This is a genomic window from Rhodococcus sp. RDE2, assembly GCF_020885655.1.
In the GTDB taxonomy this organism is placed as follows: domain Bacteria; phylum Actinomycetota; class Actinomycetes; order Mycobacteriales; family Mycobacteriaceae; genus Rhodococcus; species Rhodococcus pyridinivorans.
Window position 1 is genome coordinate 4,778,817 of record NZ_AP025186.1, and the last position, 14,481, is coordinate 4,793,297.

Sequence of the window (14,481 nt, forward strand, 5' to 3'; positions counted from 1 at the left end):
ACATCACAGCGATCAGGAGTTACCGCAGTGGCAGTGGAAAAGGTAGGCGTGATCGGCGGCGGCACCATGGGTGCCGGTATCGCCGAGGTGTGCGCCAAGGCCGGTAGCGACGTCCTCGTCAAGGAGACCACCGAGGAGTTCGCCGCCGCGGCGCGCGAGCGTCTCGAGAAGTCGATCGGACGCGGCGTCAAGTCCGGCAAGATCACGCAGGAGGACGCCGACGAGATCCTCGGACGGATCCGCGTCACCCTCGATCTGAACGAGTTCGCCGACCGCGACCTCGTCGTCGAGGCCGCACCCGAGATCGAGTCGCTCAAGGTGGAGATCTTCTCCGAGCTCGACAAGATCGTGAAGCCCGAAGGCATCCTCGCCACCAACACGTCGTCGATCCCCGTCATCAAGATGGCGCAGGCGACGCAGCGGCCGGGCAAGGTCGTGGGCGTGCACTTCTTCAACCCGGTGCCGGTGATGCCCCTCGTCGAGATCATCTCGGCGCTCACCACCGACGAGGCCACCGCCGACACGGTGTTCGACTACGCGAAGAACACCCTCGGCAAGACGGCCGTGCGCGCGGGCGACCGTGCAGGCTTCATCGTCAACGCCCTGCTCATCCCGTACCTGTGCTCGGCAGTGCGCATGCTCGAGTCGGGATACGCGACGAAGGAAGACATCGACGCCGCGATGAAGGGTGGCTGCGGCTACCCGATGGGTCCGCTGACCCTCATCGACACCGTCGGCCTCGACATCACCCTCAACGCCGCGCAGTCGTTGTACGACGAGTTCGCCGAGCCGCATTACGCTCCCCCGGCGCTGCTGCGTCGCATGGTCGACGCGGGTCGCCTGGGTCGCAAGACCGGCGAGGGTTTTTACAGCTACAAGTAGGCCTCACTCGGACGCCCCTGCCGTTCCTTCTCGGAACGGCGGGGGCGTCTGCGTATCCGGAACAGCCGGGAGGTACGCAACAACAGTTCCGGGTTCGCAACACGGCCGGTAACTGCCGGCGTTGCGAACCTTCATCACGTGTTGCATACCTCGTGTACGACCGATGCTCGGCTCGAAGTCGCCCGACGGTCCGCTCCGGCTCCGTGAGGGCGCCTTCTGCTATCGTCCCGACCCGGACGTATCGGGGGATTCTGTCGGGGGGCAGTCGTGACGTTGCACGTAGATCCTGAAGCGCTGCGCACATTCGCAGCCTTCGTGGCGGACACCGCCGACGCGATCGACGACTGGGACGTCGGCGAACCGTATGCCGTGTCGCAACCAGCGCTTCCCGGAACAGAATTCGCGGCCGTCTGTGCACGAGCATTCACCGCCACCGATCAGGCACTGAACAACGTGTGCAGTCGCCTGCGCGAGGTCGTCGACATCACCGACGGCGCCAAGAACGACTACGTCGTCGCCGAGACGGACTTCGTGGCTGCACTCTCGGCAATGGATCCGCACGAATGAGACCGGGAGTCGCTGCGGTCCGGTCCTGGAATCCCGACGCTCTGCGAGTCACTGCCGACCACCTCGACGTGCTCGTCGACAAACTCGACGACCGCATGTGATGGCGCTCTTTGATCCTGCTCAGACCTGCTCACCGAAAGTGCTCACCCGTGTGGCTCCGCCGATGAGGGCGGGTCTCCTTCGATGCTGGTGGTCTCTGACCACGCACCAGCACCCCGAAGGAGACCGCTTTCTCATGTTGACATGGGAGGAAGACGTGGAGATCCACGCACTGCACAAACGAGGCTGGACGATCTCGGCGATCGCCCGGCACACCGGCCGAAACCGGCGCACGATCCGCAACTATCTGAACGGCACCACCACCCCCGGCATCCGTAAACCCGCTGGTGAGGATCCGTTCGAACCGTTCGTCGACTACGTCACCGCTCGTCTGACCGAGGATCCGCATCTGTGGGCACGGACCTTGTGCGACGAACTCGAAGACCTCGGCTACACCGCCTCGTATCAGACGCTGACCCGCCAGATCCGGCAACGCAAGCTCCGGCCCGTCTGCCAAGCCTGCGCGTGCGCGACCGACCGCCCCAACGCGGTCATCGACCATCCGGCGGGGGCGGAAACCCAGTGGGACTGGGTCGAGCTGCCGAACCCACCCGCCTCGTGGGGCTGGGGCAAGACCGCATATCTGCTGGTCGGATCGCTCGCGCATTCGGGTCGGTGGCGCGGGGTGCTCGCCCCGGCCATGACCCAGCCGCATCTGATCGACGGCCTCGACCGGATCTGCCGAAAACTCGGCGGCCTGACCCACACCTGGCGATTCGATCGAATGTCGACGGTCTGTTACCCCGACAGCGGAAAAGTCACTGCCTCCTTCGCCGGGGTCGCCAAGTATTACGGCGTGTTGGTGGCGATCTGCCCACCGCGGTCCGGCAATCGCAAGGGTGTCGTCGAGAAGTCCAATCACACTGCGGCCCAGCGATGGTGGCGCACCGTGGCGGACGAGCTCACCGTCGAGCAGGCCCAGGCGAGCGTGGACAAATTCTGTAGTCGACGCGCCGATGCCCGGATGCGGGCCACCGCCGACGGCAAGGCCCCGGTGCGCACCGTCGCCGACCGGGAACCGTTGACGTCGATGCCGAGCAGTCCGTATCCGGTGGTGCTCAGCGAACCGCGCACCGTCTCGAGGCAGGCGTTGGTGGCCTACCGCGGCAACCGCTACTCGGTGCCCCCGGAACTGGCCGCAGCGCAGGTCACCGTCACCCGGCAGCTCGGCGACGAGGTGATCGACATCGTCACCGCCTCGCAGATCACCGTCGCCCGCCACCGGTTGGCGCCGGACGGGGCCGGCGCCGTGGTGCGCGATCACGGCCACGTTCACGCCCTTGAACAGGCCGCGATGGCCGGTGCCGCGGCCGGAGGCCGACCGCACCGCCGCAAAGAACGCATCCCACCCGGACCCGAGGCGCTCACTGCGGCAGCAGCATTGCGCACCAACACCACGGACCGCCACCCACCGTCGACGACACCGCGATCGACGGTGGTCGACCTGGCCGCCTACGAGCGCGCAGCCCGCGGAAGGAACACCCTCGTATGACCACCACCCCCGACACCACCGCGACCTCGGCAAGTCTTTATCAGCGTCTGCGAGGACACTTGGCGACGCTCAAGTTGCACGACGCTGCCGAAGCGCTGCCGTCGGTGCTCGACCGAGCCCAGAAGGACGGTCTGTCGATGACCGCAGCGCTCGAACAGCTGCTGTCGATCGAGGTCGACGCCACCGAAGCCCGCCGCCTCGCCGGGCGGTTGCGGTTCGCGTGCCTGCCCACCCCGGCCTGTCTCGAGGACTTCGACTTCGACGCCGCCCCCGGCCTCGATCGGGCATTGATCGCCGAGTTGGGCACCTGCCGGTTCCTCGAAACCGCGACGAACGTCCTGCTCATCGGGCCGCCGGGGGTCGGAAAGACCCACCTGTCGGTGGGCTTGGCGCGGGCGGCCGCGCATGCCGGTTATCGCACCTACTTCACCACCGCCGCCGATCTGGCCGCCCGCTGCCATCGCGCTGCGATCGAAGGCCGGTGGGCGACGACGATGCGGTTCTACGCCGGCCCGACGCTGCTGGTGATCGACGAACTCGGCTACCTACCCCTGCCCGGCGAGGCCGCCTCCGCACTGTTTCAGGTTGTCGCGCAACGCTATCTGAAGACCTCGATCATCATCACCACCAACCGGGGTGTCGGAGAGTGGGGTGAGGTCCTCGGCGATACGACCGTCGCCGCCGCGATGCTCGACCGGCTTCTGCACCGATCGGTGGTACTCAACCTCGACGGGGATTCCTACCGGCTGCGTGATCACCACGCCCGGTCGGAAAAGCTCCGTCAAGCCACCACCGGCACCCGGCAACCGCTACAGTGAACCCGCCCACGAGTGGGCACTTTCGACGAGCACGAGCGAGCACCTTCGCTGAGCCTCATCACATGAAAGGTCTGCTCACCGAGCAGGATGTCCTCGCCGAGCGATGGTCCGGCGACGCCGCACGTGCCGCCGCCACGCGAGTGGTCCGCGAACGCTCGCTGGGCAGCGCCATCGCCGAAGCGCTACTGCAGGTCGCGGAGGCGTACCGCACCGGCGCGTGGCTCGTCGAAGACGCCCGCCTGCACCTCCTGTCGGTGGTGGCCGGTGCCGAACAGTCCGGGTTCACCGTGCACGACGACGGCACCGTCGACCCTTCCGACCAGATCCGCATCCTCTCGGCGATGCTGCCGGCCGAAGCCGTTGCCGAGGCCCGTGCACGTCTCGAACACGAAGCAGCGGAACTGACCCACGCGGTCACCGGCGCTCTCGAACAGGCGTCGCGAGCCGCGACGGAAACTGCCGATCGAATCACCGCTGCCGTTGCGGTGCTCGAAGCAGCCAGGGATGCCGCGGTGCCGGGGAAGGTCGTGCAGACGGAGGACGGTGAGTTCTCCTGGTGGCCTGACTGGGCGGCGACGACTGCCGCTTCGACCATCGGAATCGTGGCCGACACCACCAAGGAAGGTCTGAAAGAAGCCGCCATCTCATCCGGTGACGATCTGGCCCGGAACATCAGCCGAGGAATGAACCCTGCCGCTATCGCTCTCGGTACGGTGCCCGCCATCGTCAACGACATCGAGTCGGGCATGGATCCCACCAAGGCGATCGTCACGGAATCCACAGCTTCGGCCTTGGGAGGCGTAGCAGCTTGGGCAGGAGCAAAAGGGGGCGCCGCCCTCGGAACGATGATCGCTCCGGGTATAGGCACGGCAGTGGGACTCGCCGTAGGCGCACTGGCGGGTGGATTGACCACTTACATTTCGTCGAAGGGCTTCCAAGCGCTCTGGGACTGACACATGACGAAACCCTCCATCAGCGCAACCAGTGCGGAGACACATGAGATGAGTTCGAAAATCGAGCCCCCAAGCTTCGGGACGTACCCTCGCAACGACCAGCGCCCCTACTGGCCACAAGCTTTCCGACCGGTGATCTTTCTGATGGCGGTCGCACTCGCATTGTCGGCAATGGTCATGATTCCTCTCGCCCTCCGAGCCGGAAAAGCCCATCACGCACTGGAAGTCACAGGCTACGTAGGTGGCCTGTCGATGATGGCACTGTTGTCGGTTACGGCACTGCGTGAATCAGGTTTCCGCCACGTTCGACGGTCCTCGCGAATTCATCGGATACACGATCCACGACACGGGGACGGAATCATCGTTCCGATGCGCCGTGGTCTCACCGCTCCGGTGATGATCGTTCTGCTGGGGGGAGCTGTATACGGAGTTGCCGCCTCGACTCTCTGGTTCATTGCCGGAAATACATCGCTCCTTCCCGAGGGACGGGACACTCCTCGAAACGCGCTCCTGGTCGCAGTTCTCGCCGCCGTTGCGCTCCTCCTGTCATCGATACTGCTTGCCATCCGGATCGAGTTTGCGGTGAGGATCTTCCGGGAAGGAATCGAACGGCATACGCGTAGGAGAATATTCTTCAGCGACAAAGAGTTTCGGATCTTCCTTCCGTGGGTGGACATCACAAGTGTCGATGCCGAGATGAATGCCGACCTGGGTCGGCACCCCTCGATTGGTTTACGGACCGCACGTCCGATCCCTGAAGGCCAACGAACCCCTCACGACTCGGACGACAGGATTGCGGTGCTGGCGCATGCCTTGGCCGCGGAGCCCAACACTCTCGTACGACTACTACAGGGCATGAAAGAGAATCCAGAGAAGCGCCCCGAAGTTGAAAGGCCCGATTCCGAAGATCTTCTTCGTCCCCCACCGCTGCGTGAACGGTTCCGCGCAGCACGCCGCCGGAAGGCGTCTCGGTGAACGCTTCGATTCAGGCGACGCTCTCCGGCTACCTCGCAACACACGAAGTCGGACTGAGCCCCTGCGACCCGGACGATCTGCGGCACCCGCAACCGGAACTCCAGGCGCCGGAAGGCTGGATCACACTCCCCCGCGATGTCTTTCCGCACGCACATACGGTTCTCGTAGTTCCCGAGCACGCCGTGGATGATTGGGCACCCAACGCCGTTCTTCTCCATGGAGCACTGGCGAAGTGGCGGCCGACGGACGAACTGTTGGAGGTCGCGGGACGTGAAGCTCATGGACTGCCCGAATGGAAGGAAACATTCCGCGACACATTCGACTTCCACGGACATCGATCCGTGATCGTCCGAGGTTGCTACCGAGTGGACGACGTCGAGTACACCGCCGTGACGCGATATCTCGTGATCGACCACGAGTACGACCGCTACCTGACGCAATTGACGGCAACCGCACGCTCCGACAGCGCCGAGTCCCTTATCGCTCATCTGCATGCGATCCATGAGGGACTGAGAATCCGGTGAGCGAGTTCATCGAAATTCCCTCTTTCGGGAAAGATTCAGCACCTGCTTGGCCACAACGTTTCCGTCCGGCTTCGTTCTGTGCCGGTGTGTTCTGCACTGGATTCGGCCTCGTCGCACTGTTCTGGACAGTGGACGACTGGCGAGCGGACGATCTCGGAGCGACTGCCCTGGCGCTTTCCCTGACCGTAATGATGACAATCGTTGCGGCGGGAATGTTCGAGCGGGCCGGCTTCCACCGATTCGGTTTGCATCCGAGGATCCGGCAGTGCCGAGACGACGTTCACGGCCCCGGCATCGAGATTCCTTACGTGAGGATACTTCCCGTTCAGCTGTCCGTTGTGCTCTCCTGCATCACAGTGTCGGGTGCTTTCATGATTCGTGCGTCGAACCGACCGGACGGAGCGATGCTTCTTGGGAGACACGAGCTCCCCTACTCCGGCTCGTTCATCGCATGGACGACATGTGCAACCGTGGTGATGGGCGCCCTCCCCTTCTTGATCCACCCCCGAGGATCCACCCGTCTCCATGCCGACGGTATTCGCCGCCGCACGACATGGCTCGTGCGGCGTGGCGTTTCGGACGTGTTCGTTCGATGGGACGAGATCCAGGAAGTGGCTGCCGATGTCTACACCGTCTCGGGCCGCGGGGCGTCTACGCACAATCCACTCATCCGTCTCCACGTACCCGGCTACGAACCGACTCCGCCTCGCGTGGCGCACGACAAGCCGGATTCGTTTACCGTGCCGCCGTACGTTCTCGTGAGCGAACCCAACACGCTGCTCGGGCTCGTCGACCGTCTCCATCGGTGCCCCGACGATCGCCATCTCGTCACGACACCCGAGGCCCCAGAACTTCTTCGTCCTCTCCCGGTGCGGGAACGCTTACGCATCGCGCGGAAGATTCCGCGTCAACAGTGGGAATGGTGATGGGTACGCAACGTAGATGGTGGGTTCGCAACACCGCTGGCGACTGGTCGTGTTGCGAGCCTTCACCCCACGTTGCGTACCTCGGTCAGTTTCCGTTGGTCGGGCCGTGCACGCGGCGGTGCAGCGCTTCCATCCGCAGGTCCAGATCGCGTGCCGTCTCCGCGGCGAGGCGGAGTTCCTCGCGCAGTTCGTCCGGAACCTCGCGGTCGTGCTTGTAGTAGATCTTGTGCTCCAGGCTCGCCCAGAAGTCCATCGCGACGGTGCGGATCTGCAGTTCGACGTAGACGCGCTCGACCCGGTCGGACATGTACACCGGAATCTGAATGATGACGTGCACGCTGCTGTACCCGTTGGGCTTCGGGCGCGCGATGTAGTCCTCGATTTCGACGACCGTCACGTCGAGCTGGCTCGTGATCATGTCGATGATCCGGTAGACGTCCGACGTGAAGCTGCACGTGATGCGGATGCCGGCGATGTCGCGCACAGCCTCGCGGATGCCGTCGAGCGAGGCGGGCGCACCCTTCCGTTCCGCCTTGGCGAGGATCGACTCGGGGCTCTTCAACCGCGACTTCACGTGCTCGATCGGGTTGTACTCGCGGGCGTAGGTGAACTCCTCGCGCAGGATGTTGATCTTCGTCATCATCTCGTCGATGCCGAACTTGTACACCATGAGTGCGCGTCGCAGATCCTGCGCGAGATGCTCCACTGCGACCAGCGGTGCCTGCACGTCGTCCGGTGTCGGTAGTCCCGGTTCGGGTTCGCCCACCGTCGTCTTCACTCGATTCCTCCTCGATAACTTCCGGGATCGAGTCTGCCAGTTCGACGACGACGGGCGGTTCCCACCTCCTCGACCTGCAGTTATACCGAACTGCGGTTACACCGCCCGGCTCACTCGAACAGGTCGGGCAGACCGTCCGAGATCCGATCGGGGAACTTCGGGTCGCGCTTCTCGAGGAACGACTCCACGCCCTCGCGGACGTCGCCGGAGGTTCCCCGGACGTGGATGCCGATCGACTCGGCCCGATGCGCGACCTCCGGGTCGGGTGCACCGAGCATCCGCCACATCAACTGCCGGGTCAGAGCGACGGAGACGGGCGCGGTGCCGGCGACGAGTTCCTCCGCGATCTCGAGGGCACGTTCCAGCACGCGGTCGGCGGGCACGACCTCGCGGAGGAGACCGCGTTCGTGTGCTTCCGCGACCGGCACCATGCGACCGCCGACGGTCCATTCGACAGCGGTCGAGATGCCGACGGCGCGGGGCAGGAACCAGGTGGAGCAGGCTTCCGGGACCAGGCCGCGGCGGGTGAAGACGAACCCGAACTTGGCGGTGTCGGCGGCGATGCGGATGTCCGCGGGGAGGGTCATTGTGACGCCGACACCCGCGGCCGGGCCGTTGATCGCGGCGATCACCGGCTTGAGCGACCGGAAGATGCGGAGCGTGACGCGACCACCGAGGTCGGGCGGTGTTCCGCCGGTTTCGGGGTCCTCGTCGAGGACGAAGGTGTCGCCGCCGGCTGCGAGGTCGGCGCCGGCGCAGAACCCGCGGCCCGTGCCGGTGAGCACGACCGCCCGCACGTCGTCGTCGGCATCGGTCTCGTCGAACAGGGAGATGAGCCGTTCGCCCATGTCGTCGGTGAACGCGTTGAGGCGATCGGGACGGTTCAGCCGGATGACCGCGACCGCGCCGTGGCGCTCGAGCAACACATCGTTTTCGGTACCGGTCTCTGTCACGTCGTCTCCTCGGTTCGCTGTCGGTCGTTCAGCGCCCGATGATAGAACTTCTAGCGATCGTTAAATAGCACTTCGGGTCTCAGCGGGACTCACGCTTGCCGCGACCGAGCCGGTCGACCACGACGGCCCGGAGCGAGCGCGCTTCGATGCCGGCCTCGCGGCGGGCGCGCCCTCGGGTCACGAGCACCCCGATGAGCGCGATCACCCAGATCGGGTACTGCGCCAACCACGCGACGCGGAAGGCGTCGAAGGTATAGCCGCCGAGCCGGTCGAGCACGATGCCCATCGTCTGCACGACCAGCAGCGTCGCGAGGAAGCCACCGATGTTGACGATACCGTTGGCCGTGCCGAGGGCACTCCCGGGATTGAAGGTGCGGGCGTAGTCGAAGCCGATCATCGACCCCGGACCACCCACCGAGATGGCGACGACGAGCACCACGAGCAGCCACACCGGTGCGGGCCCGGGTAGGGCGAGCACCACGGACCACGCCAGGGCGCTGGCCAGGATGATCATGAGCACGAGCCATGAACGCCTGGTCGGGAAACGTCCCGACAGCACGCCCAGGATCGGCCCGGCGGAGATGGCCGTGACCACCGAGACGGTCAGCATCGATCCGGCCGCGGCGGGCGACAGTCCCTGCGCGGAGACCAGATACGGCACACCCCACATCAGCGCGAAGGTGGTCACCGAGAACTGCGTGCCCATGTGGGTGAAGAAGCCGAGTTTGGTGCCGGGACGCCGCCACACCGTGCCGAGGCCGCCGATCACATCCCGCAGCCCCGACGCGGTGGCCTCCCGCACCTCACCGGGCGGGGTATCGCGCACGATCGCGAACACCAGCACACACGCGAACAGACCGAGCGCCGCGGCGCTGCCGTAGGCGGCCGTCCAGCCCGTGCCGGTGAGTAGCAGGACGAACGGCACCGCCGACAGCACCTGACCGAGCTGACCGAAGATGCCCGTCAGCTGTGAGACGACGGGCACGCGGCGCGGCGCGAACCACACCGGCACGAGCCGCAGCACCGAGATGAACGTCAGGGCGTCACCGACACCGACCAGCACACGCGCCAGATACGCGACCGGCAGCGACTCGGTGACGGCGAGGATCGCCTGACCGACGGCGAGGATCACGGCGCCGGTCGCGATCATCCGGCGCGAGCCGAACCGGTCGAGCAGCACACCGGCCGGGATCTGCATCCCCGCGTAGACGATGAGCTGGAGGACGACGAAGCCGGACAGCACCGACGGTGAGATCTCGAAGCGTTCGGTGGCAGCGAGTCCGGAGACACCGAACGCCGTCCGATGGAGGACGGCGACGATGTAGGCGAAGACTCCGATACCCCAGACCAGCCATGCCCTCATGTCACAAGGACGATACGCGTCGGTCTGTTAACGGTGCTAATTATTCACGACCGAGCGACACCCACGTCGGGTCGGCCGCACGCGGACCGGCGACCTTGCCGGCGAGACGATCCAGCCGCGCGACCTGCTCGCCGGTGAGCGTCACGTCGAGCGCTCCGGCGTTCTCGGTGACGCGACTCGCGTAGCGGGTGCCGGGGATCGACACCGACGGCAAGCCGAACTCGCGACCCTTCGCGTCCAGCCATGCCAGGGCGACCTGCGCGATCGTCGCGTCCGCTTCCTTCGCGACCGCCCGCACCTCCTCGCGCACCGCGAGGTTGGTCGGCAGGGCGTCGGCGCCGAAGCGCGGGAAGCGCGTGCGCAGATCGTTCTCGGCCACCTGGTCGGGATCGAAGGCGTCGGTGAGCAGCCCACGGCTCACCGGCGAGTAGGGCACGAAGCCGATACCGAGTTCGGCAGCGGCAGGCACCACATGCCGTTCGACGTCGCGCGAGACGATGCTCCACTCCGACTGGATCGCCGCGATCGGGTGGACGGCGTGCGCGCGACGCAATTCGTCGCCCGTGGCCTCCGACAGTCCGATGTGCCGCACCTTGCCGGCCTGCACGAGTTCGGCGAGGGCACCGACCGTCTCTTCGACCGGCACCTCCGGATCGACGCGGTGCAGGTAGTACAGGTCGACGTGGTCGACGCCGAGACGCGCGAGCGACTCGTCGAGGGCCTGCTTCGCATATTCGGGGCGGCCGTTGATGCGTCGGTTGGCGGTGCCCTTGCCGCCGACCGCGCCGACGAGACCGAACTTCGTCGCCAGCTGCACCTCGTCCCGCCGTTCGGCGAGCAGCTTGCCGACCACCTTCTCGCTCGTGCCGTCGCCGTAGACGTCGGCGGTGTCGATGAAGGTGATGCCCAGATCCACGGCGTGGTGCAGGGTTGCGAGCGCCTCGTCGAGATTCACCTCGCCGTAAGCGGGGGCGACGGACATCGCGCCATAACCCTGGGCGCTGACGACGAGACCGGGCGCGAGCTGGACGGTGGGGACAGGCATGTACTTCTCCTCGACGACGACATGGTGCGACTCCCGATCGTCCCGCATCCCGCGCATGATCGCAGGAGTTGAAATCGCCGTGATCCGAGCAGCCCGCGCCCTAGGCTGAGATCCATGGCGACCGACTGGCTCTCCCTGCAACGAACCGCACGTCGCGAGTTCGACGACCGTGTCGCGCAGATCCGCGACTGGCACGCTCCCACCCCGGACACGGAGTGGGACGTCACCGACCTGGTGTGGCACATGGTCGACGAGCAGCGCTGGATCCAGCCGCTGCTCTCCGGCCGTTCCCTCGACGACGCGAAGGCCGCACTCGAACCGATCGGGGACGACCTCGCCGCCGAATGGGCCCGCTTCGCCGCGCAGGCGACCGCTGCGTGGGCGATGGCGTCACCGGCTCAGGAGGTCCACCTGTCCTACGGCACCGTCCCGTGCCTCGACTACATGAAGCAGCAGATCGCGGACATCACCGTGCACACCTGGGATCTCGCCCGGGCCATCGGTGCCGACGAGACCCTCGATGCCGAACTCGTCGACGCCGTGCTCGCCGACATCGAACCGCAGAAGGACATGCTCGCCTCGAGCGGTCTGTTCGCCGATCCCGTCACGGTCCCCGACGACGCGTCCCCACAGGACCGACTCATCGCGCTCACCGGCCGCGACCCCAGGAAGGCGTCATGACGGACCGACCCGACATCAAGCCCCGCAGCCGCGACGTCACCGACGGCATGGAGAAGGCCGCTTCGCGCGGCATGCTCCGCGCGGTGGGCATGGGTGACGACGACTGGGGCAAGCCGCAGATCGGCGTGGCGTCGTCGTGGAACGAGATCACGCCCTGCAACCTCCCGCTCGAACGACTCGCGCGCTCGGTGAAGGAGGGCGTGCACGCCGCCGGCGGTTATCCGCTCGAGTTCGGCACCATCTCCGTGTCCGACGGGATCTCGATGGGACACGAGGGCATGCACTTCTCCCTGGTGTCCCGGGAGGTCATCGCCGACAGCGTCGAGACGGTGATGCAGGCCGAGCGGCTCGACGGGTCGGTGCTGCTCGCGGGATGCGACAAGTCCCTGCCCGGGATGCTCATGGCCGCGGCCCGCCTCGATCTCGCCGCCGTCTTCCTGTATGCCGGGTCGATCCTGCCGGGCATCGCGAAACTGTCCGATGGCACCGAACGCGACGTGACGATCATCGACGCCTTCGAAGCGGTCGGGGCGTGCGCGCGGGGCCTGATGTCCGAGACCGACCTCGACGCGATCGAACGCGCCATCTGCCCCGGCGAGGGTGCCTGCGGCGGCATGTACACCGCCAACACGATGGCCGCCTCGGCCGAAGCGCTCGGCATGTCGCTGCCGGGGAGCGCGTCGCCGCCCGCGACGGATCGTCGCCGCGACGGTTTCGCGCGGCGCAGCGGGCAGGCGGTGGTCGAGATGCTGAAGCGCGGCATCACCGCGTCCGACATCCTCACCAAGGAAGCATTCGAGAACGCCATCGCGGTGGTCATGGCGTTCGGCGGGTCCACGAACGCCGTGCTCCACCTGCTCGCGATCGCGCACGAGGCGCAGGTGGATCTGAGCCTCGACGACTTCGTCCGGGTGGGCGCGCGGGTGCCGCATCTCGCCGACGTCAAACCGTTCGGCCGGCACGTGATGAAGGACGTCGACCACATCGGCGGCGTCCCGGTCATCATGAAGGCGCTGCTCGACGCAGGTCTGCTGCACGGCGACTGCCTCACCGTCACCGGCAGGACCGTCGCGGAGAACCTCTCCGGCATCGCTCCCCCGGACCCCGACGGCAAGGTGCTGCGCGCCCTGAGCGACCCCATCCATCCCACCGGCGGCATCACGATCCTCCGCGGCAGTCTCGCGCCCGGCGGAGCGGTGGTGAAGTCCGCGGGCTTCGACGAGTCGGTCTTCGAGGGAACCGCGAGGGTCTTCGAACGCGAACGGGCCGCGATGGATGCGCTCGAGGACGGCACCATCACCGCCGGCGACGTGGTGGTCATCCGCTACGAGGGTCCCAAGGGTGGTCCGGGCATGCGCGAGATGCTCGCGATCACGGGCGCGATCAAGGGCGCCGGTCTCGGCAAGGACGTCCTGCTGCTCACCGACGGACGGTTCTCCGGTGGCACCACCGGGTTGTGTGTCGGGCACGTCGCCCCGGAGGCCGTCGACGGCGGTCCCATCGCGTTCGTCCGCGACGGCGACCGCATCCGTCTCGACGTCTCGAACGGCCTGCTCGACGTGCTGGTCGACGAGAAGGACATGGAAACGCGGCGGCAGGGCTGGGAGCCACTGCCGCCGCGCTACACCCGGGGTGTACTGGCGAAGTACACGAAGCTCGTCGGTTCCGCATCGAACGGTGCGGTGTGCGGATGAGGGTCGGGTGAACCCTCGCGCTCCGGGGGTGCTGCTAGATCGGACGGAAACCTGCGCCCGGCCCGCCCCGACCGTTGATGTCGGCCATGATCACGTCGATGTTCGTTCCGACCTCGGGACCGATACATGCCGCGAGCAGATAGGCATTGACCATTGCGACGAGCGTCGTGCCCACTACGAGCGGCGCACCCGAGTCGCCTTCGACGACGCAGACCTGGGTCCACGTCTCCTGCGAGCCGAACACGTCGCCCCAGACGATTCCGCAGGTGTTGCCCGTGGTGCGGCCTTCCTTGCAGGCGATGTTCGGGAAGCCCGCGGGAGCGCCGAGTCCCGTGATCGTCACGTCGCCGACACGGTTGACCGGAACCACCTTGCTCCGGTCGAACTCGATGACGGCGTAGTCGAGCCGCTCGTTGGTCGACACGATGCGACCCACCGAGCCGGCGGCGAGGTCGTATTCGGCCTTCACCGTCATGCCGGGAGAGCCGCAGTGCGCGGCGGTGAGACCCACCAGGCGACCGGCGGCGTCGTTGCCGATCGTGGTGAGTGTGCAGTCGAAGATGTCCTGCCCGTTGTCTCCGAGCGTGATTCCCGAACCGCCACCGAGGGTGACCGGAGGCGCCGCGACGGCCACCCCGGAACCTGCTCCGACCAGCGCGACAGCGCTCGCGATTGCAACAACCAGTTTTCTGAACATGGGGGCCCTCCTGCGCTGCGCCGTCCGGCAGCCG

Annotated in this window: 15 protein-coding genes; 10 read left to right on the forward strand and 5 right to left on the reverse strand. The window is 66.5% G+C overall.

Annotated features, from left to right (window positions below; all coding sequences use genetic code 11):
* Nucleotides 1-33: 33 nt before the first annotated feature.
* The 8 genes from LPH33_RS22275 (at nt 34) to LPH33_RS22310 (ending at nt 7,236) form a co-directional block, all read left to right on the forward strand.
* The gene (locus LPH33_RS22275; protein ID WP_229568458.1) at nt 34-882 is read left to right on the forward strand and encodes a 3-hydroxybutyryl-CoA dehydrogenase; all 849 of its coding nucleotides are present in this window, start codon (nt 34-36) and stop codon (nt 880-882) included.
* Between the two features lie 267 nt (nt 883-1,149).
* The gene (locus LPH33_RS22280; RefSeq protein ID WP_229566133.1) at nt 1,150-1,449 is read left to right on the forward strand and encodes a hypothetical protein; all 300 of its coding nucleotides are present in this window, start codon (nt 1,150-1,152) and stop codon (nt 1,447-1,449) included.
* A 235-nt stretch (nt 1,450-1,684) separates the two neighbouring features.
* Nucleotides 1,685-3,040 (forward strand): Mu transposase domain-containing protein, encoded by a 1,356-nt coding sequence (locus LPH33_RS22285; RefSeq protein ID WP_068158111.1) that lies wholly within the window; start codon nt 1,685-1,687, stop codon nt 3,038-3,040.
* Nucleotides 3,037-3,858, forward strand: a complete 822-nt coding sequence (gene istB / locus LPH33_RS22290) for an IS21-like element helper ATPase IstB (RefSeq protein ID WP_068158116.1) — start codon at nt 3,037-3,039, stop codon at nt 3,856-3,858. The genes LPH33_RS22285 and istB overlap by 4 nt, the downstream gene beginning before the upstream one ends.
* Before the next feature lie 62 nt (nt 3,859-3,920).
* Nucleotides 3,921-4,811 carry a hypothetical protein gene (locus tag LPH33_RS22295; RefSeq protein ID WP_229566134.1) on the forward strand — a complete coding sequence of 297 codons (891 nt, stop codon included), beginning with the start codon at nt 3,921-3,923 and terminating at the stop codon, nt 4,809-4,811.
* A 3-nt stretch (nt 4,812-4,814) separates the two neighbouring features.
* On the forward strand, nt 4,815-5,786 hold the full coding sequence (locus LPH33_RS22300; protein WP_138844669.1) for a hypothetical protein: 972 nt from the start codon (nt 4,815-4,817) through the stop codon (nt 5,784-5,786).
* Entirely contained in the window at nt 5,783-6,310 is a 528-nt protein-coding gene (locus tag LPH33_RS22305) for an LpqN/LpqT family lipoprotein (RefSeq protein WP_138844671.1), read from the forward strand. Before LPH33_RS22300 ends, LPH33_RS22305 begins: the two co-directional genes overlap by 4 nt.
* On the forward strand, nt 6,307-7,236 hold the full coding sequence (locus tag LPH33_RS22310; protein WP_229566136.1) for a hypothetical protein: 930 nt from the start codon (nt 6,307-6,309) through the stop codon (nt 7,234-7,236). Before LPH33_RS22305 ends, LPH33_RS22310 begins: the two co-directional genes overlap by 4 nt.
* 85 nt (nt 7,237-7,321) lie before the next feature.
* On the opposite strand, the gene LPH33_RS22315 is transcribed toward LPH33_RS22310, so the two are convergent.
* From LPH33_RS22315 to LPH33_RS22330, 4 genes are all read right to left on the reverse strand, one after another.
* The gene (locus tag LPH33_RS22315; protein ID WP_271038582.1) at nt 7,322-8,014 is read right to left on the reverse strand and encodes a GTP pyrophosphokinase; all 693 of its coding nucleotides are present in this window, start codon (nt 8,012-8,014) and stop codon (nt 7,322-7,324) included.
* 110 nt (nt 8,015-8,124) lie between these two features.
* Nucleotides 8,125-8,967: an enoyl-CoA hydratase-related protein gene (locus LPH33_RS22320; protein WP_229566137.1), complete on the reverse strand. Its 843-nt coding sequence runs from the start codon at nt 8,965-8,967 to the stop codon at nt 8,125-8,127.
* 79 nt (nt 8,968-9,046) lie between these two features.
* A complete protein-coding gene (locus LPH33_RS22325; protein ID WP_229566138.1) occupies nt 9,047-10,330 on the reverse strand; it encodes an MFS transporter in 1,284 nt (427 codons plus the stop codon).
* A gap of 40 nt (nt 10,331-10,370) precedes the next feature.
* Nucleotides 10,371-11,375: an aldo/keto reductase gene (locus LPH33_RS22330; protein WP_229568462.1), complete on the reverse strand. Its 1,005-nt coding sequence runs from the start codon at nt 11,373-11,375 to the stop codon at nt 10,371-10,373.
* Between the two features lie 114 nt (nt 11,376-11,489).
* Between LPH33_RS22330 and LPH33_RS22335 the strand changes: the two genes are divergently transcribed.
* Nucleotides 11,490-12,056 carry a TIGR03086 family metal-binding protein gene (locus LPH33_RS22335; RefSeq protein WP_229566139.1) on the forward strand — a complete coding sequence of 189 codons (567 nt, stop codon included), beginning with the start codon at nt 11,490-11,492 and terminating at the stop codon, nt 12,054-12,056.
* Nucleotides 12,053-13,750: a dihydroxy-acid dehydratase gene (gene ilvD / locus LPH33_RS22340; protein ID WP_060650116.1), complete on the forward strand. Its 1,698-nt coding sequence runs from the start codon at nt 12,053-12,055 to the stop codon at nt 13,748-13,750. The genes LPH33_RS22335 and ilvD overlap by 4 nt, the downstream gene beginning before the upstream one ends.
* 34 nt (nt 13,751-13,784) lie before the next feature.
* On the opposite strand, the gene LPH33_RS22345 is transcribed toward ilvD, so the two are convergent.
* Entirely contained in the window at nt 13,785-14,447 is a 663-nt protein-coding gene (locus LPH33_RS22345; RefSeq protein WP_060650115.1) for a hypothetical protein, read from the reverse strand.
* Nucleotides 14,448-14,481 lie beyond the last annotated feature (34 nt).